General features: G+C 61.6%; 19 protein-coding genes. 7 read left to right on the forward strand and 12 right to left on the reverse strand.

Going from position 1 to position 22,304, the window contains the following annotated elements; translation table 11 throughout:
- The first annotated feature begins 28 nt into the window (after positions 1 to 28).
- The 5 genes from PVV54_RS01995 to PVV54_RS02015 all read left to right on the forward strand — a co-directional run bounded on the left by PVV54_RS01995 (position 29) and on the right by PVV54_RS02015 (position 7,095).
- Positions 29 to 1,765, forward strand: a complete 1,737-nt coding sequence (locus PVV54_RS01995; RefSeq protein ID WP_274908357.1) for a glucan biosynthesis protein G — start codon at positions 29 to 31, stop codon at positions 1,763 to 1,765.
- Positions 1,758 to 4,331 carry a glucans biosynthesis glucosyltransferase MdoH gene (gene mdoH / locus PVV54_RS02000; RefSeq protein WP_274908358.1) on the forward strand — a complete coding sequence of 858 codons (2,574 nt, stop codon included), beginning with the start codon at positions 1,758 to 1,760 and terminating at the stop codon, positions 4,329 to 4,331. The genes PVV54_RS01995 and mdoH overlap by 8 nt, the downstream gene beginning before the upstream one ends.
- Positions 4,332 to 4,530: 199 nt before the next feature.
- Positions 4,531 to 5,328 (forward strand): transporter substrate-binding domain-containing protein, encoded by a 798-nt coding sequence (locus tag PVV54_RS02005; RefSeq protein ID WP_274910371.1) that lies wholly within the window; start codon positions 4,531 to 4,533, stop codon positions 5,326 to 5,328.
- A gap of 77 nt (positions 5,329 to 5,405) precedes the next feature.
- Positions 5,406 to 6,368: an amino acid ABC transporter permease gene (locus tag PVV54_RS02010; RefSeq protein WP_274908359.1), complete on the forward strand. Its 963-nt coding sequence runs from the start codon at positions 5,406 to 5,408 to the stop codon at positions 6,366 to 6,368.
- Positions 6,361 to 7,095 carry an amino acid ABC transporter ATP-binding protein gene (locus PVV54_RS02015; RefSeq protein WP_274910372.1) on the forward strand — a complete coding sequence of 245 codons (735 nt, stop codon included), beginning with the start codon at positions 6,361 to 6,363 and terminating at the stop codon, positions 7,093 to 7,095. The genes PVV54_RS02010 and PVV54_RS02015 overlap by 8 nt, the downstream gene beginning before the upstream one ends.
- A gap of 94 nt (positions 7,096 to 7,189) precedes the next feature.
- Here the strand turns inward: PVV54_RS02015 and PVV54_RS02020 are convergent, their stop codons facing one another.
- From PVV54_RS02020 to ubiE, 11 genes are all read right to left on the reverse strand, one after another.
- Positions 7,190 to 8,761, reverse strand: coding sequence for a methyl-accepting chemotaxis protein (locus PVV54_RS02020; protein ID WP_274908360.1), 1,572 nt, complete (start codon positions 8,759 to 8,761; stop codon positions 7,190 to 7,192).
- 167 nt (positions 8,762 to 8,928) lie between these two features.
- Positions 8,929 to 10,491 (reverse strand): methyl-accepting chemotaxis protein, encoded by a 1,563-nt coding sequence (locus PVV54_RS02025; RefSeq protein ID WP_274908361.1) that lies wholly within the window; start codon positions 10,489 to 10,491, stop codon positions 8,929 to 8,931.
- A gap of 99 nt (positions 10,492 to 10,590) precedes the next feature.
- Positions 10,591 to 11,298 (reverse strand): 16S rRNA (uracil(1498)-N(3))-methyltransferase, encoded by a 708-nt coding sequence (locus PVV54_RS02030; protein WP_274908362.1) that lies wholly within the window; start codon positions 11,296 to 11,298, stop codon positions 10,591 to 10,593.
- Positions 11,295 to 12,086: a twin-arginine translocase subunit TatC gene (gene tatC, locus PVV54_RS02035; RefSeq protein WP_274908363.1), complete on the reverse strand. Its 792-nt coding sequence runs from the start codon at positions 12,084 to 12,086 to the stop codon at positions 11,295 to 11,297. The genes PVV54_RS02030 and tatC overlap by 4 nt, the downstream gene beginning before the upstream one ends.
- Positions 12,083 to 12,448: a Sec-independent protein translocase protein TatB gene (gene tatB / locus PVV54_RS02040; RefSeq protein ID WP_274908364.1), complete on the reverse strand. Its 366-nt coding sequence runs from the start codon at positions 12,446 to 12,448 to the stop codon at positions 12,083 to 12,085. Before tatB ends, tatC begins: the two co-directional genes overlap by 4 nt.
- A gap of 3 nt (positions 12,449 to 12,451) precedes the next feature.
- The gene (locus tag PVV54_RS02045) at positions 12,452 to 12,733 is read right to left on the reverse strand and encodes a twin-arginine translocase TatA/TatE family subunit (RefSeq protein ID WP_274908365.1); all 282 of its coding nucleotides are present in this window, start codon (positions 12,731 to 12,733) and stop codon (positions 12,452 to 12,454) included.
- Between the two features lie 26 nt (positions 12,734 to 12,759).
- The gene (locus PVV54_RS02050; RefSeq protein WP_274908366.1) at positions 12,760 to 13,095 is read right to left on the reverse strand and encodes a phosphoribosyl-ATP diphosphatase; all 336 of its coding nucleotides are present in this window, start codon (positions 13,093 to 13,095) and stop codon (positions 12,760 to 12,762) included.
- A 1-nt stretch (position 13,096) separates the two neighbouring features.
- Positions 13,097 to 13,489 (reverse strand): phosphoribosyl-AMP cyclohydrolase, encoded by a 393-nt coding sequence (gene hisI / locus PVV54_RS02055; protein WP_274908367.1) that lies wholly within the window; start codon positions 13,487 to 13,489, stop codon positions 13,097 to 13,099.
- A 72-nt stretch (positions 13,490 to 13,561) separates the two neighbouring features.
- Positions 13,562 to 15,181 (reverse strand): ubiquinone biosynthesis regulatory protein kinase UbiB, encoded by a 1,620-nt coding sequence (ubiB, locus tag PVV54_RS02060; protein ID WP_274908368.1) that lies wholly within the window; start codon positions 15,179 to 15,181, stop codon positions 13,562 to 13,564.
- Positions 15,178 to 15,801, reverse strand: coding sequence for a ubiquinone biosynthesis accessory factor UbiJ (locus PVV54_RS02065; protein WP_274908369.1), 624 nt, complete (start codon positions 15,799 to 15,801; stop codon positions 15,178 to 15,180). The genes ubiB and PVV54_RS02065 overlap by 4 nt, the downstream gene beginning before the upstream one ends.
- Positions 15,801 to 16,571 carry a bifunctional demethylmenaquinone methyltransferase/2-methoxy-6-polyprenyl-1,4-benzoquinol methylase UbiE gene (gene ubiE / locus PVV54_RS02070; RefSeq protein WP_274908370.1) on the reverse strand — a complete coding sequence of 257 codons (771 nt, stop codon included), beginning with the start codon at positions 16,569 to 16,571 and terminating at the stop codon, positions 15,801 to 15,803. The genes PVV54_RS02065 and ubiE overlap by 1 nt, the downstream gene beginning before the upstream one ends.
- A gap of 124 nt (positions 16,572 to 16,695) precedes the next feature.
- Here ubiE and PVV54_RS02075 point away from each other — a divergent pair, with 124 nt between their 5' ends.
- Complete coding sequence (locus PVV54_RS02075) at positions 16,696 to 16,971, forward strand: polyhydroxyalkanoic acid system family protein (protein WP_274908371.1); 276 nt, start codon at positions 16,696 to 16,698, stop codon at positions 16,969 to 16,971.
- A 13-nt stretch (positions 16,972 to 16,984) separates the two neighbouring features.
- Here the strand turns inward: PVV54_RS02075 and PVV54_RS02080 are convergent, their stop codons facing one another.
- The gene (locus tag PVV54_RS02080) at positions 16,985 to 21,700 is read right to left on the reverse strand and encodes a hypothetical protein (RefSeq protein ID WP_274908372.1); all 4,716 of its coding nucleotides are present in this window, start codon (positions 21,698 to 21,700) and stop codon (positions 16,985 to 16,987) included.
- Positions 21,701 to 21,878: 178 nt separating this feature from the next.
- On the opposite strand from PVV54_RS02080, the gene PVV54_RS02085 reads away from it, so the two are divergent.
- On the forward strand, positions 21,879 to 22,298 hold the full coding sequence (locus PVV54_RS02085; protein ID WP_274908373.1) for a phasin family protein: 420 nt from the start codon (positions 21,879 to 21,881) through the stop codon (positions 22,296 to 22,298).
- Positions 22,299 to 22,304: the final 6 nt, after the last annotated feature.

The following is a 22,304-nucleotide window of genomic DNA, read 5'->3' on the forward strand; positions in this document are numbered from 1 at the left end:
CATGATCTGTTTTCGGCGAGGGTTGCTCGTGATTGTTAGTCCCCAAAAAGCATCAAGAATCCCCGGCACACGGCTGCGTTCGGCCCTGATGGCCAGCGTGGCCCTGGTAGGCCTGATGAGCGCGGGCCAGCTGTGGGCATTCAATCTTGACGATGTTGCAGCCAAGGCAAAGGATCTGGCCGGCCAGAAATACGAAGCACCCAAAAGCAACCTGCCGGCTGTATTCCGCGACATGAAGTACGCGGACTACCAGAAAATCCGCTTCCTGCAGGAAAAGGCCGAGTGGGCCAACGACAAGACACCGTTCAAGCTGTCGTTCTACCACCAGGGCATGCACTTCGACACACCGGTGAAAATCAACGAAGTCACCGCTACCAAGGTCGAGGAAATCAAGTACGACCCGAGCCGCTTCGAGTTCGGTGACGTGCCGCACGACCCGGAAACCACCAAGAACCTCGGTTACGCCGGGTTCCGCGTGCTTTACCCGATTAACAAGGCCGACAAGCAGGACGAGATCATGACCCTGCTCGGGGCCAGCTATTTCCGCGTGGTCGGCAAAGGCCATGCGTATGGCCTTTCGGCCCGTGGCCTGGCAATCGACACCGCATTGCCGTCGGGTGAAGAGTTCCCGCGCTTCACCGAATTCTGGGTCGAGAAGCCAAAGCCTGCCGACAAGCATCTGGTGATCTACGCCTTGCTGGACTCGCCACGCTCCACCGGCGCCTACAAGCTGACCGTGCGCCCGGGCAACGACACCATCGTTGACGTCAAGTCGCGCGTATACCTGCGTGACCACGTCAGCCGCTTGGGTATCGCCCCGCTGACCAGCATGTTCCTGTTCGGCCCCAACCAGCCGTCGAAAGTGCTGAACTACCGCCCGGCCCTGCACGACTCCGAAGGCCTGTCCATCCACGCCGGCAATGGCGAGTGGCTGTGGCGCCCGCTGAACAACCCGAAACACCTGGCCGTGAGCAACTTCAGTGTCGAGAACCCGCGTGGTTTCGGCCTGATGCAGCGCCAGCGCGCCTTCAGCGACTATGAAGACCTGGACGACAACTACCAGAAGCGCCCAAGCACCTGGATCGAGCCGAAAGGCGACTGGGGCAAGGGTACCGTCGATCTGGTCGAAATCCCGACTGCCGACGAAACCAACGACAACATCGTTGCCTTCTGGAGCCCGGAGAAGCTGCCTGAGCCAGGCAAGCCTTTCGAATACGACTACCGCCTGCACTGGACCATCAACGAGCCGAAGTTCCAGGCCCCTGACCTGGGCTGGGTCAAACAGACCCTGCGTTCCACCGGTGACGTCAAGCAGTCCAACCTGATCCGTCAGCCGGATGGCAGCGTTGCGTTCCTGGTTGATTTCGATGGCCCGGCACTGGCCGCATTGCCGGAAGATGCCCCGGTCCGCAGCCAGATCAGCGTTGGTGACAATGCCGAAGTGGTCGAGAACAATCTGCGCTATAACCCTGAAACCAAGGGCTGGCGCCTGACCCTTCGCCTGAAAGTGAAGGAAGCCAACAAATCGACTGAAATGCGCGCCGCACTTGTGCGTGATGTGCCGGTCGAAACTGCCAAGGAAGCCAAACAGGACAAGGCTGCTGCCAAGCACGAGCACGCCAAGGCCGACAAGGCTGCCAAGGCCGAGCACCCTGCCAAGGCTGAACAACCTGCCGCCGATGCGGCGTCCACCAACGGGGCCCCGGCCACCACCGAACAGGTGCTGACCGAGACCTGGAGCTATCAGTTGCCTGCCGATGAGTAACTCAAGCGCAAGGCCGGTATCGCTTGGCGAATACCTGGCCCACCTCCCACTGAGCGACGAGCAGCGCGCGGAACTCGCCAGCTGCACGTCCTTCAGTGAGCTGCACCAACGCCTGGCGGCCAAACCGGCCGCCGACTCCACCGAGGCCGTGCAGGCCTCGGTGGGCCCGCGCCTGACCGTGGGCAGCGCCGCCGAGCTGGAAGATGCCGAAATGCTGGGCGTCGACGGCAGCGGCCGACTGTGTCTGAAAATCGCACCGCCGATCAAGCGCACCAAGGTAGTGCCGGAGCCATGGCGCACCAACGTGCTCATTCGCATGTGGCGGCGCATGACCGGCCGCCCCAACGCCCCGCAGCCGCCCAAGCGCGAGCTGCCGCCGGCGCGTTGGCGCACGGTCGGCTCGATCCGCCGCTACATTCTGCTTGCCCTCATGATCGGCCAAACCATCGTCGCCGGCTGGTACATGAAAGGCATCCTGCCGTACCAGGGCTGGTCGTTTGTCGACTTCGACGAAGTGGTCAAACAGCCGCTCTGGGACACCGTGGTACAGGTTTGGCCGTATGCGTTGCAGACTTCCATCCTGATCCTCTTTGGCATCTTGTTCTGCTGGGTTTCTGCCGGTTTCTGGACTGCCCTGATGGGCTTCCTTGAGCTGCTGACCGGGCGCGACAAGTACAAGATTTCGGGCAGCAGCGCTGGCAACGAGCCAATTGCACCCGAAGCGCGTACTGCATTGGTGATGCCAATCTGCAACGAAGACGTGCCTCGCGTATTCGCAGGCCTGCGCGCTACGTTCGAGTCGGTGGCCGCCAGCGGCAACCTCGACCGTTTCGACTTCTTCGTGCTCAGCGACACCAACGACACCGACATTGCCGTTGCCGAGCAACAGGCGTGGCTGGACGTGTGCCGCGAGACCAAAGGCTTTGGCCGTATCTTCTATCGCCGCCGTCGCCGCCGTGTGAAGCGCAAAAGCGGTAACCTGGACGACTTCTGCCGTCGTTGGGGTGGCGATTACAAGTACATGGTCGTGCTCGACGCCGACAGCGTCATGAGCGGCGAGTGCCTGAGCAGCCTGGTGCGCCTGATGGAGGCCAACCCGGACGCCGGCATCATCCAGACCGGGCCGAAGGCTTCGGGCATGGATACCCTGTATGCGCGCATGCAGCAGTTTGCCACCCGTGTGTATGGCCCGCTGTTCACCGCCGGCCTGCACTTCTGGCAGCTGGGCGAGTCCCATTATTGGGGCCATAACGCCATCATCCGCATGAAGCCGTTCATCGAGCATTGCGCCTTGGCGCCGTTGCCGGGCAAGGGCGCGTTCGCCGGTGCGATCCTCTCCCACGACTTCGTCGAAGCCGCGCTGATGCGCCGCGCCGGCTGGGGCGTGTGGATTGCCTACGACCTGCCGGGCAGTTACGAAGAATTGCCGCCGAACCTGCTCGACGAGCTCAAGCGCGACCGCCGCTGGTGCCACGGCAACTTGATGAACTTCCGCCTGTTCCTGGTCAAGGGCATGCACCCGGTGCACCGTGCGGTGTTCCTTACCGGGGTGATGTCTTACCTGTCGGCGCCGCTGTGGTTCCTGTTCCTGGTGCTATCGACCGCGCTGCTGGCGACCAACACGCTGATGGAGCCGCAATACTTCATCGAGCCGTATCAGCTCTACCCGCTGTGGCCGCAGTGGCACCCGGAGAAGGCGGTGGCGCTGTTCTCCACCACCATCGTGCTGTTGTTCCTGCCCAAGCTGCTCAGCGTCATTCTGATCTGGGCCAAAGGCGCGACCGAATACGGCGGGCGTATCAAGGTCACCTTGTCGATGCTGATGGAGATGCTGTTCTCCATGCTGCTGGCGCCGGTACGGATGATCTTCCACACCCGCTTCGTGCTGGCCGCGTTCCTCGGTTGGGCTGCCACCTGGAACTCGCCGCAGCGTGACGACGACTCCACCCCGTGGGGCGAGGCGGTGCGCCGCCATGGCCCGCAAACCCTGCTGGGCTTCGCCTGGGCCGGGTTGGTGGCTTGGCTGAACCCGAGCTTCCTGTGGTGGCTGGCGCCGATTGTCGGTTCGCTGGTGCTGTCGATCCCGGTTTCGGTGATCTCCAGCCGCACGCGCCTGGGCCTGGCGGCCAAGGACGACAAGCTGTTCCTTATCCCCGAGGAATACGCAACGCCGCAGGAACTGCTGGCAACCGACCAGTACACCCACGAAAACCGCTGGCATGCACTGAAGGACGGTTTCGTGCGGGCCGTGGTCGACCCGCGACAGAACGCCTTGGCCTGTGCCATGGCCACTGCCCGCCATGGCCAGGCCGCGCCGATTGAGTCGATGCGTGCCGAACGTGTGGCGAAAGCACTGGAAGCGGGGCCGAAAGGGGTGGATCTGAACACCCGTCTGGCGCTGCTGAGCGACCCGGTAGCGCTGACCCGCCTGCATGAGCAGGTGTGGGCCGAGCAGAACTCGGCGTGGATCGATGTGTGGCGTGCTTCGAAGAAGAACGACCCGCATTCGCCGCTGTTGCCGCTGCATCCGGAGAATGAAGGCCAGCCAGCATTGGTTGGGGCCTGATAGATCGCGATCGCGGATAAATCCGCTCCTTGTAGGAGCGGATTTATCCGAGATGCTTTTTTTGGCCAACAAAGTCCCCCCCGGCTCTAGGTCCCAGAGCCACCATGCGTTAGCATCCCACTCCGATAACCCAGGCCGGCCTATGTCGCCGCGCCAACGATAAGACTCGCTACTTTTCTTGCTAGGGGACTTGGTGATGATGAAAAAATACATTTCGCGCCTGCTGGTCGGCGTTACCGCGCTGGTCGCGGTCGCTTCGGCCCAGGCCGGTGCCATTGATGATGCGGTCAAGCGCGGTACCCTGCGGGTGGGCATGGACCCAACCTACATGCCGTTCCAGATGACCAACAAGCGCGGCGAGATCATCGGCTTTGAAGTCGACATTCTCAAAGCCATGGCCAAATCCATGGGCGTGAAGTTCGAGGCGGTTTCCACGGCCTATGACGGTATCATCCCGGCCCTGCTGACCGACAAGTTCGACATGATCGGCAGCGGCATGACCCTGACCCAGGAGCGCAACCTGCGCCTGAACTTCAGCGAACCCTTCATCGTCGTTGGCCAGACCCTGCTGATCCGCAAGGAGCTGGCAGGTGAAATCAAGTCGTACAAAGACCTGAACAACGAGAAGTACCGCCTCACCTCCAAACTTGGTACCACGGGTGAAATGGTTGCCAAGAAGTTGATCAGCAAAGCCAAGTACCACGGCTACGACAACGAGCAGGAAGCGGTGATGGACGTGGTCAACGGCAAGGCCGATGCCTTCGTCTACGACGCACCATACAACGTGGTGGCAGTGGAGAAGGCCGGCGCTGGCAAGCTGCTGTTCCTCGAAGAACCCTTCACCTACGAGCCGCTGGCCTTCGGCCTGAAGAAAGGCGACTACGACAGCATCAACTTCATCAACAACTTCCTGCACCAGATCAAGCATGACGGGACCTACGATCGTATCCACGACAAGTGGTTCAAGAACAAGGACTGGCTGAAGGAAATGGAATAAGGCCCAGGCCACAAGCCCAGGCTTTAACCCCGACGCGCAGGTAAACCCTGCGCGTTCGCATTTACGGAAGTACCCACGTGATCAAACACAAGAAAGCCCAGTGGCCCTGGCATGCGCTGACCGCGCTGGTACTGGTGGGCCTTGCGCTCAGCCTGTACCTGGCCACTTCGATGATTTCCTACGAGTGGCGCTGGAACCGTGTGCCGCAGTACTTCGCCTATCAGGCGGAAGAAGCGCAGCGTGCGGCCGGATATGGCACGGTGCAGGACATTGTCGTTTCTGGTGACACCGCGCGTGTCACGCTGAAGGACGAAAACGGTGACGAGCAAGTGCTCGACGTGGCCAAGGACAGCCTGCAACTGAGCCGCGGTGACGATGTATCCGAAGGCGACCAGGTTGGCGTGACCCGCCATTGGGCAGCGGGCCCGTTGGCCTGGGGCCTGTGGACCACGTTGTGGATCTCGGTGGTGTCCGGGGCGCTGGGCCTGGTGATCGGCCTGTTCGCCGGCTTGTGCCGGCTGTCGAACAACCCGACCCTGCGTGACCTGTCGACGGTCTACGTCGAACTGGTGCGGGGCACACCGCTGCTGGTACAGATTTTTATCTTCTACTTCTTCATCGGTACCGTGCTCAACCTTTCCCGCGAGTTCGCAGGTGTGGCTGCCTTGGCGCTGTTCACCGGGGCCTACGTGGCTGAAATCGTGCGTGCCGGTGTGCAATCCATCGCCAAGGGCCAGAACGAGGCTGCGCGCTCGCTGGGTCTGAATGCCGGCCAGTCGATGCGCCATGTGATCCTGCCGCAGGCGTTCAAACGCGTGCTGCCGCCGCTGGCCGGGCAGTTCATCAGCCTGGTCAAGGACACTTCGCTAGTATCGGTGATCGCCATTACCGAGCTGACCAAGAGCGGCCGTGAGGCCATCACCACCTCGTTCTCGACCTTCGAGATCTGGTTCTGTGTGGCAGGCCTTTACCTGCTGATCAACCTGCCGCTGTCGCACCTGGCCAGCCGGCTTGAGCGGAGGCTTGCGCAAAGTGATTGAAGTCCGTGACCTGCTGAAAGTCTTCGACACCCGCGGCCATGTTGTGCGTGCTGTGGACAATGTCACCACTCGCGTGGCCAAGGGCGAAGTGGTGGTTGTGCTCGGCCCGTCCGGTTCGGGCAAGTCCACTTTCCTGCGCTGCCTGAACGGCCTTGAGCATTTCGACGAAGGCCACGTGGCCATCGACGGCCTGCAACTGGATGACCCAAAGACCGACATCAACGCCTATCGGCGCGAAGTCGGCATGGTGTTCCAGCATTTCAACCTGTTCCCGCACATGACCGTGCTGGAGAACCTGTGCCTGGCGCAGAAGGTGGTGCGCAAGCGCAACAAGGCCGAGCGCGAAGCCAAGGCCCTTGCGTTGCTTGAAAAGGTGGGTATCGCACAGAAGGCCAACGAGTATCCGTCGCGGCTTTCTGGTGGCCAGCAACAACGGGTAGCGATTGCCCGTGCCCTGGCGATGGACCCCAAAGTGATGCTGTTCGACGAGCCCACTTCGGCGCTGGACCCGGAAATGGTCGGTGAGGTGCTGGATGTAATGAAGACGCTGGCCCAGGAAGGCATGACCATGGTCTGCGTAACCCACGAAATGGGCTTTGCCCGGGAAGTGGCGGACCGTGTGTTGTTCTTTGATCATGGCAAGTTGCTGGAAGACTCGGCGCCGGTTGAGTTCTTTGCATCGCCGAAGGATCCGCGGGCGCAGGCCTTCCTGCGGCAGGTGCTTTAACCGTACCGGCCTCTTCGCGGCTAAAGCCGCTCCTACAGGTTCCGCAATCCTCCTGTGGGGGCGGCGATATACCCGCGAAGAAGGCGCCGCGATTTTACAGCCTGAACCGCCCCACCATCCCGCGCAACTGCTGCCCCAATTGCTCCAATTCCCCGCTGGAAGCTGCCGTCTGCTCGCTCGCTGCAGAGGTCAGGTCCGACACGTCCCGCACATTCAAAACACTGCGGTTGATCTGCTCCGCCACCACGCTCTGCTGTTCGCTGGCCGTGGCGATCTGCTGATTCATCCCCTGGATGTTCGACACCGTGTCGGTGATTCGCCCTAAAGCATCCCCAGCCTTGCGGCTTAGCTCCACGCTTTGCTCCGTTAGCTGCTTGCTGCTGTCCAGCAATTGAGTCACCTCGTCGGTGCCACTGTGCAGGCTGCCGATCAGCTGTTCGATCTCTTCCGTGGAGTGTTGCGTGCGTTGCGCCAACCCGCGTACCTCGTCGGCAACCACGGCAAATCCGCGTCCGGCCTCTCCGGCGCGGGCCGCTTCGATGGCCGCGTTCAGCGCCAGCAGGTTGGTTTGCTCCGAGACCGACTTGATCACATCCAGAATGCTGCCGATACGCTGGCCTTCTCCAGCCAGATGCTGCATGGCCGCCAAACAGTGGTCCATCTGCGCGGCCAGGCGCTCAATGCGCTCGATGGCTTCAGCCACGACCTTGTCCCCGAGCTGTGCCTGTTGGTCGGCATCGGTCGCGGCTTGGGAGGCTTGCTCGGCATTGCGCGCAACTTCCTGCACCGTGGCGCTCATCTGGTGCATGGCGGTGGCCACCTGGTCGGTTTCTTCGCGTTGCTGGCTGATGCGCACTTGGGTGTCGTGGCTGCTGGCTGCAAGCTGGGTGGCCGCCTGTGACAGGTGGCCGACCCCTTGGTCTATGCCGCCAATCAATTCCCGCAGGCTTAGAGTCATGTCGCGCATGCTGGCCTGCAATTGCCCCAGTTCATCTTGCCGATGTGCAGGCTCCTGCAAGCTCAATTCGCCACGGGCGATGCGGGCTGCCTGAGCCAAGGTCTGGCGCAAGGGGTGGGTGATTTGCCGGGTGATCAACCAACTTGCCACTGTCCCCACCGCCAGCGCCAGCAGGGCCACGATGGCCAACAGAGTGCGGGCAGCAAGCGCTTCATCGTCGCGTTGCTCCACTTTCCGGGCGCTCAGCTCGACACTGGCTGCGTCGAGCTCGTTGCCCATCTGTTCCATCTGGTGATGCAACTGCTCCATGCGCGTGGCATTGCGGCTGTCGACGGCCTGTTGCAAGGCCGCGAAGGTTTCACGCAGGCGCTTTAGCACCAGCAGCTTCTGCGTCAGCATTTGCTGGGACTCGCCAACACGGCTACGTTGTTGCAGTGCGGTCAGCAGGTGTTCGAGTTGATCAAGGGTTTGATGGATGGTTGCCTTGCTTTGACTGTCGGCCTGCAGGCGATACGCGAGCCGTTCGGCACGCAGGTCTTTGACCAGGTCAGTGATCAGGCCGATTTCACTGAGTTGTTCCGAGCGGATAATGGCGTCGTCCAGGGCACGCCAGCCGGTGAGGGTGGTGGCCAGGGTAAGCAAGAGCACCACGGTAAAGCCGAGGGCGAGCTTGGCGCCGACGCTGATGTGGTTGAGGAAGCCAAACATGGCATGTCTCCGTCCAAATGAAAGGGCTGGCATGCGGGCGAAATGCCTGCGTGCCAGCCCTGCCCATCGGCGGAGGTGTTGTAGGACTTGACCTGAAAATCATGTAGGAAAAGTCGCTGTGAGTTGTAGGGCGTGCGTTGAAGGCGTCGGCCTGCTCACCGGGTGAATCAAAGCCTGAATTTACCCACCAACCCTTGCAGATGTGTACCTAGCCGCGCCAGTTCGACGCTGGAACTCGCAGTTTCCTCGCTAGCTGCCGAGGTTTGGTCGGAAATATCCCGCACATTCATCACGCTGCGGTTTATCTCTTCGGCCGTGGCGCTCTGCTGTTCCGCTGCGGTGGCGATTTGCTGGTTCATCGCCTGGATCGACGACACGGTACGGGTAATGGTTTCCAGCGAACCGCCGGCACGGCGGGTCAGTTCCACACTGCTGTCTGTAAGCTGACGGCTGGCATCCATCACGTTCGCCACGCGTTGCGTGCCGCTTTGCAACCCGGCAATCAGCTCTTCGATCTCTTCAGTGGACTGCTGAGTGCGCTGCGCCAGGCTGCGCACTTCGTCAGCCACCACGGCAAAGCCGCGTCCGGCTTCGCCGGCACGCGCCGCTTCGATGGCTGCGTTAAGCGCCAGAAGGTTGGTCTGCTGGGCCACAGACTTGATAACGTCGAGCACACTGCCAATCTTGTCGCTCTCGGCCTTGAGCTGGTTCATGGCCTCGCTGGAGTTGACCACCTCACTGGCCAGGCGCTCAATCTGCGCCACCGCTTCGCTGACCACGCGATCACCCTCGCGGGCCTGCTGGTCGGCCATCAGGGCAGCTTCGGAGGCCTGTTCGGCGCTACGTGCCACTTCGTGCACGGTCGCGGCCATCTCGTTCATCGCAGTGGCCACCTGGTCGGTTTCGACTTTCTGGTTGTTGACCCCGGCGCTGGTCTGCTCGGTAACGGCCGACAGCTGTTCTGCGGCGCTGGCAATTTGCGTCACGCCGTCGCCTATACCGCCGATCAGTTCGCGCAGGCCTTGGGTCATGCGTTGCATGCTGGTCTGCAGTTGGCCGAGTTCGTCGCGGCGGGTCGATTGCAGGTTCTGGCTGAGGTCGCCAGCAGCCACGCGCTCGGCTGCCGCCAACGTCTGGCGCAGGGGGATGATGATCTGTCGGGTAATGGCCCAAGCTGCGAGCAGGCCAATGGCAAGGGCCAGTGTGGTTGCGATGGCCAGCAGGTTCTTGGCTTGCTGGGCCCCCGCGTCACGCACTTGGGTTTGCGAAGCGGTCATTGCCTGGCTGGTTTGCAGCAGCACCGTGCCTTGGTCGGCCATACGTTGCAGTGCCTGGGCGCCGCCGCCTTGCTTCAGTTCGCCGAATGCCTGGCGATACTGGCGGATCGCTTCGCTCTGCTGCTGCAGCCGCTGGTGGTCGGCGGGCTGCTCGATCTGCCCGAGCATGAACTGCACTTGGCGCTCGACTTCATTCAATGCCCGATCAATGCCATCCAGCGAAGCCTGATCGGTTTTACGCTCGTACTGCTGGCGGGCGATGCGCAGGTCCTGGGTGTACTGCTGGATCACCGAGATATTGCCCAGCTTGTCGCCACGCTCGATGATGCTGTTCATGCCAGACCAGCCCGTTACCGTGATGGCCAAAGTCATGACAAGCACCAGGCCGAAGCCCAGGCCCAGTTTGCGATTGACGCTTACATTTCCCAACGCTTGGGAAAACCATCCATACATGTTCGACTCCCCGGTCACTTGGCAGCACGGATTATTGTTGTGTTGCCAGAGCATCGGCCCGCGCCGGGGAAACTTGACGGATAAAAGCTGACCCGTTCGTCAGAAAATCCTTGAGAGCAAAGCAGTTACGGCCGTTTCCACACGCAAGATGCGGTCACCCAGTTGTACCGGTGCCAGGCCAGCTTTGCCGAGCAGGTCGACTTCGTAAGGGATCCAACCACCTTCCGGGCCGATCGCCAGGGTTACCGGGCCTTCTACTGCACGCGGGCAAGCAGGGTAGGGGCCGGGATGGCCAACAAGGCCCAAGGTGCCATCTGCGATGGCTGGCAGGCGGTCTTCGACGAACGGCTTGAAGCGCTTCTCGATGATCACTTCCGGCAGAACCGTGTCGCGGGCCTGCTCAAGGCCGAGAATCAGGTTTTCGCGGATGCTCTCGGGGTTCAGGAAAGGGGTTTGCCAGAAGCTTTTTTCGACCTTGTAACTGTTGACCAGAATCAGCCGCGTCACACCCAGGGTGGCCACGGTCTGGAACAGCCTGCGCAGCATTTTCGGCCGAGGCACTGCAAGCACCAAGGTCAGCGGCAGCTTGGCGGGTGGTGCTTGATCAAAGCCAACTTCCAGTTCTGCCTCGTGCTTTTCCAGGCGCAGAACGGTGGCCTTGCCCATCAGGCCGTTGATGCGGCCTACACGCAGCGTGTCGCCCACCGCCACGCGGTGGATTTCCTGCATGTGCGTAAAGCGGCGGTCAGCAAGAACCACGCGGTCGGCCGAGACGAAGTCGGCCTCTTCAAGGAGCAACAGATTCACGATTGGGTCGCAGGCGGCTGGTCGTTATGGTCGTTCGAAGCTTCATCCGGTGCAGGGCCGCGCTTGCGTATCAGGCTACCGCACAGCACGCCACACTCGAACAGCAGCCACATCGGCACGGCGAGCAGGGTCTGGGAGAAGATGTCGGGCGGGGTGAGGATCATGCCGACCACGAAGCAGCCGATGATCACGTAGGGGCGAATTTTCTTCAGGTACTGCACATCGACCACGCCGATCCACACCAGCAGCACCACCGCCACCGGGATTTCGAAGGCGACGCCGAAGGCGAAGAACAGGGTCATGACGAAGTCGAGGTAGCTGGCGATGTCCGTCATCATCGACACGCCTTCTGGTGTGGCGGCGGCGAAGAAGCTGAACATCAGCGGGAACACCAGGAAGTAGGCGAACGCCATGCCTGCATAGAACAGCAGAATGCTCGAAATCAGCAACGGGATGGCAATACGCTTTTCATGGCGGTACAGCCCCGGCGCAATGAAGCCCCAGATTTGTTGCAGGATGAACGGGATGGCCAGGAACAGCGACACGATCATGGTCAGCTTGAACGGCGTCAGGAACGGCGAGGCCACGTCGGTGGCGATCATCGTTGCATTGGCCGGCAAGTGCGCGCGCAGTGGCGCCGAGACCAGGGTGTAGATCTGCTGGGCGAACGAGAACAACCCGGCAAAAATCAGGAAGATGGCGGCCACGCAACGCAGCAGGCGGGTGCGCAGTTCGGTCAGGTGCGAGACCAGCGGCATCGGCTGGTCGTGTTCCGGAATTTCGCTCATGGGACTCGCGGCGGTTGAGGCTGGTCGGGCTGAACGGGCGTGGTCACAGGCGTAACCGGCGCCGGTGCTGCAGCGGGCTGCTCGGTGGCTGGCGTGGCCGGTGGAGCGGGCGGCATCTGCGGGTTGAGGATGCGCTTGGCCTCCTGTTCCATCTGCAGGATGTGCTCGTTGTGCAGTTGGCGACGGATGTCATCGGCGCCGATTTCACGCTCGACTTCCGTCTTGATCGCATTGAAGCTGCGTTTGAGCCGGCCGATCCACAGGCCTGCGGTACGTGCAGCACCGGGCAGGCGCTCGGGGCCGAGCACCAGCAGGGCGACCAGGCCGACGAGCAGCAGCTCGCTGAAGCTGATGCCGAACATGGGTCAGTCTTTCCGCTGTGGCTCTTGGACCGGCTGAGCCTGGCCCTCGATGGTATGGCCCTGGGGCTGTTGTGCGGTGTTCTGCACAGGTTGTACAGGTGGCACCGGCTGCGCTGGCGGCGGGGTCTGTTCGGCCGGTTTGTTCTCTTCGTCGTTCATCGCCTTGCGGAAGCCTTTGATCGACTCGCCCAGGTCGCTGCCGAAGTTTTTCAGCTTTTTGGTGCCGAACACCAGGACGACGACAACCAGCAGGACGATCCAGTGTTTCCAGTCAAAAATACCCATGGTGCTCTCCTAAGAATGCAATTCGGTCAGGCCGAGGGCTGACGTGCGGCCTTTTCATCGTGCCCGGAAAGGCCGAAACGGCGCTCCAGTTCATCTAGCACGGCTTGTGGATGCTGGCCCAGCGCGCTGAGCATGACCAGGCTATGAAACCACAGGTCTGCGGTTTCATAGATGACATCGCTGCAATCCTTGCTGACGGCGGCATCCTTGGCGGCAATGATCGTCTCGATGGACTCTTCGCCGAGCTTTTCAAGGATCTTGTTCAGGCCCTTGTGGTACAGGCTGGCCACGTAGGAGCTGTCTGGCGCGGCTTGCTTGCGCTCTTCCAGCACTTCGGCCAGGCGGGTGAGGGTGTCGCTCATGTCAGTGTCCTGCGCTGTAGATGGCATCCGGGTCTTTCAACACGGGGTCGACGGTTTTCCACTGGCCGCCTTCGTAAACGCGGTAGAAGCAGCTTTCACGGCCGGTATGGCAGGCGATATGGCCCAGTTGCTCGACCATCAGGATGATCACGTCGGCATCGCAGTCCAGGCGCATCTCATGCAGCTTTTGCACATGGCCGGACTCTTCGCCCTTGCGCCACAGTTTGCCACGGGAACGCGACCAGTAGATGGCACGTTGCTCGGCGGCGGTAAGGGCCAGCGATTCACGGTTCATCCAGGCCATCATCAACACGCGTCCGGTCTTGTGGTCCTGAGCGATTGCCGGTACCAGGCCATCGCTGTTCCACTTGATCTCGTCCAGCCAGTCTTTCATCGTCGACTCCAAAACGGGCCCGCTCCTGTACCGGGCCCTTTGCGCTAGTGTGCCAGCCAGCGGCGCGGCTGGCTATTGGCGCACGATCAGGTAAAGGCCAGCGGCCAGCATCAGCCAGGCGGGCCAGGCGGCGGGGGCGGCGAGGCTGGCGGCTTCGGCAGCGCTGGCGGCCAGCACCGCACCGCCGCCAAGCAGGCCGGCGCCCAGCAGGCGCAGAGCCCAGCGGTCACCCTGGCGGCGCCGCTCCGGCAGTTGCGGGTCGTGCAGGTGCGGCTGCGACAGGCGTTCGAGCAGGTCGCGGGTCATGTCGGCCAGGTGCGGCAGTTGTTCGACCTGGCTGTGCAGGTTGCCCAGCACGGCCTTGGGGCTCATGCGGTCGCGCATCCAGCGTTCGAGGAACGGCTTGGCCGTGCTCCACAGGTCCAGGTCCGGGTAAAGCTGACGGCCCAGGCCCTCGATGTTGAGCAGGGTTTTTTGCAGCAGCACCAATTGTGGCTGGACTTCCATGTTGAAGCGCCGTGCGGTCTGGAACAGGCGCATCAGTACCTGGCCGAAGGAAATGTCTTTCAGCGGCTTCTCGAAAATCGGCTCGCACACCGTGCGGATTGCCGCCTCGAACTCGTTGACTTTGGTGTGCGCCGGCACCCAGCCCGAATCGATGTGCAACTGTGCCACGCGGCGGTAGTCACGCTTGAAGAAGGCGATCAGGTTGCGCGCCAGGTAGTCCTGGTCCTCGGCGGTCAGGCTGCCGACGATGCCGCAGTCGATGGCGATGTATTGCGGGCTCCACGGTTTGACCGTGCTGACAAAGATGTTGCCCGGGTGCATGTCGGCGTGGAAGAAGCTGTCGCGGAACACTTGGGTGAAGAACACCTCCACGCCGCGCTCGGCCAGCAGCTTCATATCGGTGCGCTGGTCGGCCAGGGTGGCCATGTCGGTCACCGGTACGCCGTAAATGCGCTCCATCACCAGCACCTTGGGGCGGCAGTGGTCCCAGTACACCTGGGGCACATACATAAGCTCCGAGCCTTCGAAGTTACGGCGTAGCTGGCTGGCGTTGGCCGCCTCGCGCAACAGGTCGAGTTCATCGTAGATGGTCTTTTCGTAATCGTTGACGATTTCTACTGGGTGCAGGCGGCGTGCATCGGCCGAGGCGCGCTCGGCAGCCTTGGCGATCAGGAACAGCCAGGCCAGGTCCTGGGCAATCACTGGCTTCAGGCCCGGGCGCACCACCTTGACCACCACCTCTTCACCACTTTTAAGGCGCGCGGCGTGTACTTGCGCCACCGAAGCCGAGGCCAGTGGCTCGACGTCGAAGCGGCTGAACACTTCGCCCACCTTGGCGCCAAGTTGCGCTTCGATCAGCGCGACAGCCTTTTGCGGGTCGAACGGTGGTACGCGATCCTGCAAAAGCATCAGCTCGTCGGCGATGTCAGTGGGCAGCAGGTCACGCCGCGTGGACAGCAACTGGCCGAATTTGATGAAAATCGGCCCCAGGTCCTGCAGCGCCAGGCGCAACCTCGCCCCACGGCTCAGCTCGGATGGCTTGCGCGGCAGCCAGCGCCAGGGCATCAACAGGCGCAGGCTCATCAGCCACCAAGGCAGGGGCAGGTCGAACAGCAGGTCATCAAGACGGTAGCGGATCACCACGCGCTGGATGCGGAAAAGACGGCGGACGGCGAGCAGCTTCATGCGTTATCGCTGGTATCAAGGGATCGGGAAAGGCGCTGCAGGCGCGCCTCAAGGCGTTCTATGTCAACCTTCAGATGATCGAGTTCACTGAAGGCGGCTTCTGCTTCACGCTTGCCCACCAGGGTGCGCGACTCTTCGGCCAGGTATTCGGACAGGTTCTGGCTGAAACGCGCCAGGCCCTGGCGGGTCCAGCGTGCGCGCAGGCGTATGTGGCCGGCCAGCAGCGCCGTGGCAACCGGGCCAAGCCAGCGTTGCAGCTCGTGTTCCCAGTCCAGTTCCAGGTCTTGCAGCACGCCGAACAGGTCGAGCAGCACGGCACTGTCGCCATGCAGTTCTACCTGTGGGCTATGCAGCACGGCGGTCTTGTCCTTGGCCAGGGCCAGTTGCGCCAGGCTGCCGGCAGGGGCGCGCAGGCTGCAGTCGACCTCGCCCTCCCAGTGGGCGGCGAGCATCAGGCCTTCTTCATCGGGCAGGATGAACACCTGCAGGGCCGGTTGGCGGCAGTCGACTTCGATGACCTTGCCTTCGAGCGCAGCCAGGCGCGGCAATGCCGTGCTGTCCATGCGCAGGACGCGGTTCAGGCCATGTTCGACGCTGGCGAGCAGCCCGGCCAGCAGCATCAGGGCTTGATCCCCCGGTGTACGGCAACGATGCCGCTGGTCATGTTGTGGTAGGTGACGCGGTCGAAGCCGGCGTCGACCATCATGGCCTTGAGGGTTTCCTGGTCAGGGTGCATGCGGATCGATTCGGCCAGGTAGCGGTAGCTTTCCGAATCGTTGGTGATCAGCTTGCCCGCCAGCGGCATGAAGGCGAATGAGTAGGCGTCGTAGGCCTTGGACATCAGCTTGTTGGTCGGCTTGGAGAACTCCAGCACCAGCAGGCGCCCGCCCGGCTTGAGCACGCGCAGCATCGAGCGAATGGCTTCGTCTTTGTGGGTGACGTTGCGCAGGCCAAAGGCGATGGTCACGCAGTCGAAGTGGTTGTCCGGGAACGGCAGCTTCTCGGCGTCGGCCTGGACAAACTCGATGTTGCCAGCCACGCCACGGTCCAGCAGGCGGTCACGGCCAACTTTGAGCATTGACTCGTTGATGTCTGCCAGGACTACTTGCCCGGTCGGGCCGACCAGGCGCGAGAACTTGGCGGCCAGGTCGCCGGTGCCACCGGCGATATCCAGCACGCGGTTGCCGCTGCGCACGCCCGACAGCTCGATGGTGAAGCGCTTCCACAAGCGGTGCATGCCGCCGGAGAGCACGTCATTCATCAGGTCATACTTGGCGGCCACCGAATGGAACACCTCGGCGACTTTCTTCGCTTTCTGGCTCTCTGGGACGTCCTGGTAGCCGAAATGAGTGGTGGGTTCGGCGTGGTCGCCTTTGCGCTGGTCGTTCATATCGCTTCACCGGAAAAAATTACCGCCATTCTAGGGCGAACGGGCGCATTTGTCTTGGCGGGGTGTGTCGAGCGGCAGGGGCGGGCATAATGCCAATTATGTCCAAACCCCCAGGAACACCTGCATGACCCAGATCAGCGTTGAACGCAAACACACCCTCGGCCGCGAAGCCGCCCGCGCCAAGGCCGAAGCGCTGGTGGAAAAGCTCAGCCGCGAGTACGACCTCAAGGCCACCTGGAACGGTGACCGGGTGGATGTGGCACGCAGCGGCGCCAACGGCAGCGTGCACATCGGGGATGACACCATCCGGGTCGAGCTGAAGCTTGGGATGATGCTGTCGATCATGGGCGCCAGCATCAAAAGCGAAATTGAGCGGGCGCTGGACAAGGCGCTGGCCTGACGCCCGCTGCGCTTCAATTGTCGGGGAATGGAATCAGCCCTTCGATCTGTTCAAGGCGCAGGTCGCCCCGGTAGATGCGGATGCGTTCTGCCGGGTCGAGCGAGCGTTGCAGTTGCTCATCCCGGCTCATCGAGCGCGGCTCCCAGAACTTTACGTGGCCCTTGGCGAATTCGCGTGGGTTGGCATCGGCCGCGGTGTAGTGGAAATGCACCTCCCAGAGTTTTTGCCGGGGTTGCCTGCGATGGATGACATAGACATCCAGGTAGTCGTTGGCCTTGAGCCGCTTGCGTGAGGTGCTTGGTGTGATCTCGATCTGGTCTTGCTCCACCAGATAGCGCAAAGCCTTGCTGTCCGGATGCTGGTTGTCCAGGTAGGCCTGGGTCAGCAGGCGGCGCTTTTCGGCTTGCATGTCGCTGACTGCCTGATCCAGCCGCGTTGCCAGTGCATGCCCGTCCTCAGTGCCCGCGCGTAATTGGCGGGCGATGTCGGTCATGTCCTGGATGTGCCAGTCCATCAAGTCGGCCAGACTGTTCGGTTCTGACGTGTAGCGCGAAGCAAGGGCAATTCTGCTGTCCTTTTGCGTCAGCAGGCTGTTGCCTACCCGTTGGAGATAGCCTGTGCCATGCGGCGTGGCAGCCGGTGTCACGAACTCCCATTGATCCCCTCGCTGCTGGTAGTGGGTCACCGCCTGTTCGGTCCGTGGGTCGGTCTGCACGGCCTCGTCGCTGCCTTCTGCCTGCTCGGCCAGAATTGCCCTGCCCCGTGTGGTGCGGATCAGCTTGCGCTTGCCAGGGCGCACGCGGTAGGTGACAGGCCGGACGGTGCTTGCCGCACCTTCGATGTCACTCAGGGCCTGGCTCAGGTCCCTTTCTGCCTGGGTTTTCAGTGCGGTCAGCTCGCGGATGTAATCTTCGATGTGCGTGCTTTCAAACACCGAAGCGTCCAATGACAGCAGGAAATTGGCCTTGCCCAGTGAAATCTCGTATTCACGCAAGGCCGTCCCCAGGATCTCGGCCTGCTCGTCGTATGGCAGGCTGGCGGCTGCCAGCGCATCGTGGCTGAGCAATGCTTCGTGGAAGTCACGGTTGCGAAGGTCTGCCTGCATGCGCAACAGTTCGTCGAAGTTTTCGCTTGTCAGCTGGTCCCGTTTGATCATCAGCTGGTTCAGGTCGCTCAGCACCTGTGCGCGGGTGATGACCGTAGAGTACATGCGCGTATTGATGATGGTTTCCAGCTTGTTCTGCTTGTCTGTGTACTGGATTTTCCGGTTTTCGAGGGCCTCGAACAGGTGGCGGTCCAGGCGTTCACTGACCGCGAGTAGACGCTTGTGCGTTTCCAGCGCGGCTTCGATGTTCTTGCTGTAGGCAAGGTACAGCAGCGCTTGCTCATCGCCGAAGGGGGTTGCCAGCAAGCGCTGGGACTGCGACTTGAGTGCTTCATAGTCGGTCATGTCGAGCAGCCTGTGGAACAGGTGCAAGTCGGTGTTGAGCATTTGCTCCCACCACTGGCCGCGCGCATAGGGTGCCTGGCCGGTGCGGTCGTACCTGGCAAACCGGGGTTCGCTCATCGTGGCGAACAGTTCCAGCTGCTGGGCTACAAGGCCGCTCTGCTTTTCGTACGTCAACGTCAGTACATGCAGATGGGTACGCGCCTCATTGCGCATGGCATGCAGGGCACGTAGGCGTACCTGCATGGCTTCAGGCAGGTCCTTGCGCGCGACCCCGGGGTACTCCGCCATGGATGCCCTGAAGGCAATGGCGGCCTCATCGAAGTCCTTGAGCATGTCGCGGTAACGGTCGATGAAGTCCTCATTGTTTTCAATCAGGCGATCATTGCGCCTCCTGCTTTCCTGCAGGGTGAGGAACTCGCTTTTGTTCTGTTCGGCGATGGCCTTGCGGGTTTTGGGCATACCGCCCGCCATGTGCAGGTCGAGCACCCATTCACCGTTCCAGCGGGTCACCCATGGCCCCTTTTCGCGTTCACGCCCGGCGATGTAATAGCCGTCCCATTGGCCTCCCCATTGGTCTGTCCATTCCCCTTTGTTGAGGTCTGGGCCGATGATGCGCATGCCGCTCCACGTTTCTTCGACTTCAAATGCGATGTCCTGAAGCTTTACGTAATAGCGCTCATCAATGTTGTACAGGCCTCGGAAACGTCCTGTCGCCAGCGGGGTCAGCCCATCCAGCGAGGCTTTGGCACGCAGCAGGTTCAGTGTGTTGCGAGCTTCGGCTGGCAGGTTGCCAAGCCGTTGGTTGCCTGCCCATTGGTTGACGCTGAGTATTGTTGGCCGTGATTGCTCAGCGGGGGCCTGCCAGTCATTGGCTTTTGGCTGCTCCTGGGGGGCAGCGGTACTGGCTCTGCGTACGGCGGGGGCGGCTGAACGGGGTCTGGGGTGCGATGTGGGTTCGAGGGCTGGATGCTCGGCAGCCGGGCCGTGGGCCAGCAACATGGCAATGTTGAACAGGATGTCGGTGCAGGCCAGCAGCTTTTCTTCGCGCGTACCTTGTGTCAGAGCCGAGAGGTCGCCCTTGATGCTGATCAGCGTTGCGGCCAGCCAGGCCACCGTTCCTGCGGGCCCGGGCAATAGCGGCGCGACCGTGTTGAACGCCAGCCAGGCACACTGGATGATCAACGCCCAGCGTTGCTGGGCATTGGAAACACTCTGCCGTGATGCCAGCAACAGCATCGCCTGCGCCTTGGCCTGAAAGAGCTGGTTGTCCAGGTTGCCGGACCATGGCGTGAACGCCAGCGTTGCAGGTGCTCGCAGGCGTGCAAGGGCCTCATCGGTCAGGACGGTACCAGGGCCGAGCAGGTAGGCCAATTCGGACAATCCGGCATGCAGGTGTGGCCGCGAGAAGCCTCCATTGGCGTAAATGGGGCGGGCATCGTCATTCATCCAGGCAAGCACGCTCTGTCGAAGTTCGCTTTCTGCACAGATGCAGGACATCAGTTGTTTTGCGCTGCCAAAAGCCCGGATGGGGTTGGTGGCAATCATCGGCCTGTAAAGAACCCAGGTGGCGGTGGCAGGCACTTCGAGCACGAACATGCCATGAACCTTGTTGGCTTTTGGAGTGCCAGGCACGCTTTTGAATGCCAGGGGTGCCAGGTTCACGGGATTAATTGCGAGCTTCTCGCCATGGCAAAACCCGACCAGCGCCTGACAGGTGCCTTCGTCCAGTTGGCCATCGATTTTTGCCTTCAGGGCGCTGAGCAGCAAGGCGCTGCGCCATTCGCAGGCAAAATGATCGACTCGCTCGGCCGTGACGGTTTGCAGTTGCGAATGAACATAACGCGGGTATTGGCCACCCACGTCCACGGCATCGATCAGCGTGTTGATGTAGTCAAGGTTCATCCAGGCCGCAATGGGCTGCCCATCGCCGCGGCTTACGGCTGAAGCGACTTCCTGTGCACCGGGCTGCAGGCGAGCGATGGCCAGCTCCGTGAGCGTGTCGGTCCTGAGGTATTCAAGGCGTGTCTGGCCCAGGGAAGAAACCTGCACCAGCTGCGAAATCGTCATGTGCACTTGGTCGGGGTTGCAAGGCGGAGTGCCTGGGTGGTCTGCAAGCATCTGCTCGCGCAGCCGCCGGGCGGCGTAGTGCTGCAGGTCTTCAATGCCGTCCAGGGACGATGCACCTTGTGCCAGCATTTGCGCCGCACCAATATCCAGTAGTGCGGTGTGGTAGTTAAACCGGTCCGCGTCCGCAGCTGAGGCCAGCCAGCCAGGCAGCGGAATGACCGTAGCCGGGGGTTCAAGGTAAGTGCCGGGCATGAACGCGGGCGAAGGGTCGCTCAGCTGGCTGAAGGTGGTTTCCAGCTCGCCCACTAGGGTGATGGCGCAAAGCTGTACCCGGTCAAGCCGCTGCAGGATGCCGTTGAGCAGTTGCCTGGCCTGATAACCGAATGGGTCCTCCTCAAGTGGGCAGCAGGCCCAGGACAGGGTTTCGAACACGTAGTGGTCGGCGAACTCGTCACGCAAGGCGCAGGCGAAAGCTGCCACGTTGTCAAAGCCGCGGACCGTGCCCGAAGGCTGGCACCACAGCACGATTGTTTGCTCGTCCCGTTCGGCGGTAATGAGCAGGTCTGGCAATGAGTGGTGAGTTTCGTTGCCTTGGTTACTCAGCGACACCTGCAAGCCTTGAGCAGCCGGAGTATTCGAAGCCTGGCCGAGTAGCGCGTATATCAGTCGTTTCTCATCCTCGCCAAGCCCCTGGCGCTCGGTTGCATTGAGCAGCGCGGCTTTGATCACCTGCTGCAGCCAGCTCAGGCGCGAGACGTGTGTATCCGTGGCGCAGCCGCTCCAGAAGCTGATTTGCGCCTGCTGGAAGGATTCGTTCAAGGTAGCGAGCATTTCGTCGAAGTCGCTGTTCAGGTCTGCCATGCGTAGCTCAACAACGGGCGCTTGTTCCTGAGGGCGGAAAATCACCGGCGGCGCGAGGCTCAGCTGGTCCGAGTCTGCAAGTGCGATGCTGCTACCTGTCAGGAAGTGCTCGAGCAGTGTCTCCACCAGATCGCTCTGTTGCCCACTATGCCCTTCTTCGGTGGCGTGGAGGATGCTGAAGCCTGCGATGGACGTTAAGTGTGGGTAGTTCTGCCGGGTCCATGGGTAGCGCGCTGCCAGTACTTCGAAACCGACGCTGGCGATGACATCGCGCAAGCTGGGGCGGCCTGCGAATTGAGCCGCGACCAGTTGTCTGAATGATGAATAGTGTGGGGTGGGTGCAAGGGACATGGTATCTGGCTCCGGTCTAAGGGAGCCGAATGCTGAAACGCTGGTCGTTCAGAGCTGCGGTAGATAGGTAAACCTTGCGATCTTAGGGTGAAGATTCTAATTCCCCCGCCTACCTTATGCTCAAGCCCAACCTCCATGGGCGGTTCATCCCTCCACTCATGAACATGAGGTACAGAGCATGGCCAAAGTGAATGTGAAGAAGAAGGACGATGCGCAAGGCACGCTGGGCGAAGTCCGCGGCTACGCCCGCAAGATCTGGCTGGCAGGCATTGGCGCTTATGCCCGGGTCGGCCAAGAAGGCTCGGAGTACTTCAGCGAGCTGGTGAAAGCCGGTGAAGGCGTTGAAAAACGCGGCAAAAAGCGCATCGACAAAGAGCTCGATGCAGCCAACAACCAGATTGAAGAAGCCACCCAAGAGGTAAGTCGCGTACGCGGCAAGGTCGAAATTCAACTCGATAAAATCGAAAAAGCTTTCGACGCGCGGGTAGGCCGTGCCTTGAATCGCCTCGGCATTCCGTCTAAACATGACGTTGAGGCGTTGTCCATCAAGCTTGAACAGCTGCATGAGCTGCTCGAGCGCGTCGCGCACAAACCATAAGGAGAG

The sequence above is a fragment of the Pseudomonas sp. PSKL.D1 genome (genome assembly GCF_028898945.1).
Classification (GTDB): Bacteria; Pseudomonadota; Gammaproteobacteria; order Pseudomonadales; family Pseudomonadaceae; genus Aquipseudomonas.

What these genes read in the sequence shown, in the direction of transcription:
- PVV54_RS02005 (WP_274910371.1), top strand. Translation starts at nt 4,531, where the DNA reads ATGAAAAAATACATTTCGCGCCTGCTGGTCGGCGTTACCGCGCTGGTC.
- PVV54_RS02050 (WP_274908366.1), bottom strand. Translation starts at nt 13,095, where the DNA reads ATGAGCGACACCCTCACCCGCCTGGCCGAAGTGCTGGAAGAGCGCAAG.
- tatC (WP_274908363.1), bottom strand. Translation starts at nt 12,086, where the DNA reads ATGAGCGAAATTCCGGAACACGACCAGCCGATGCCGCTGGTCTCGCAC.
- hisI (WP_274908367.1), bottom strand. Translation starts at nt 13,489, where the DNA reads ATGAAAGACTGGCTGGACGAGATCAAGTGGAACAGCGATGGCCTGGTA.
- ubiE (WP_274908370.1), bottom strand. Translation starts at nt 16,571, where the DNA reads ATGAACGACCAGCGCAAAGGCGACCACGCCGAACCCACCACTCATTTC.
- PVV54_RS02085 (WP_274908373.1), top strand. Translation starts at nt 21,879, where the DNA reads ATGGCCAAAGTGAATGTGAAGAAGAAGGACGATGCGCAAGGCACGCTG.
- PVV54_RS02075 (WP_274908371.1), top strand. Translation starts at nt 16,696, where the DNA reads ATGACCCAGATCAGCGTTGAACGCAAACACACCCTCGGCCGCGAAGCC.
- PVV54_RS02065 (WP_274908369.1), bottom strand. Translation starts at nt 15,801, where the DNA reads ATGCTGCTGGCCGGGCTGCTCGCCAGCGTCGAACATGGCCTGAACCGC.
- ubiB (WP_274908368.1), bottom strand. Translation starts at nt 15,181, where the DNA reads ATGAAGCTGCTCGCCGTCCGCCGTCTTTTCCGCATCCAGCGCGTGGTG.
- PVV54_RS02080 (WP_274908372.1), bottom strand. Translation starts at nt 21,700, where the DNA reads ATGTCCCTTGCACCCACCCCACACTATTCATCATTCAGACAACTGGTC.
- tatB (WP_274908364.1), bottom strand. Translation starts at nt 12,448, where the DNA reads ATGTTCGGCATCAGCTTCAGCGAGCTGCTGCTCGTCGGCCTGGTCGCC.
- PVV54_RS02025 (WP_274908361.1), bottom strand. Translation starts at nt 10,491, where the DNA reads ATGTATGGATGGTTTTCCCAAGCGTTGGGAAATGTAAGCGTCAATCGC.
- PVV54_RS02045 (WP_274908365.1), bottom strand. Translation starts at nt 12,733, where the DNA reads ATGGGTATTTTTGACTGGAAACACTGGATCGTCCTGCTGGTTGTCGTC.
- mdoH (WP_274908358.1), top strand. Translation starts at nt 1,758, where the DNA reads ATGAGTAACTCAAGCGCAAGGCCGGTATCGCTTGGCGAATACCTGGCC.
- PVV54_RS02020 (WP_274908360.1), bottom strand. Translation starts at nt 8,761, where the DNA reads ATGTTTGGCTTCCTCAACCACATCAGCGTCGGCGCCAAGCTCGCCCTC.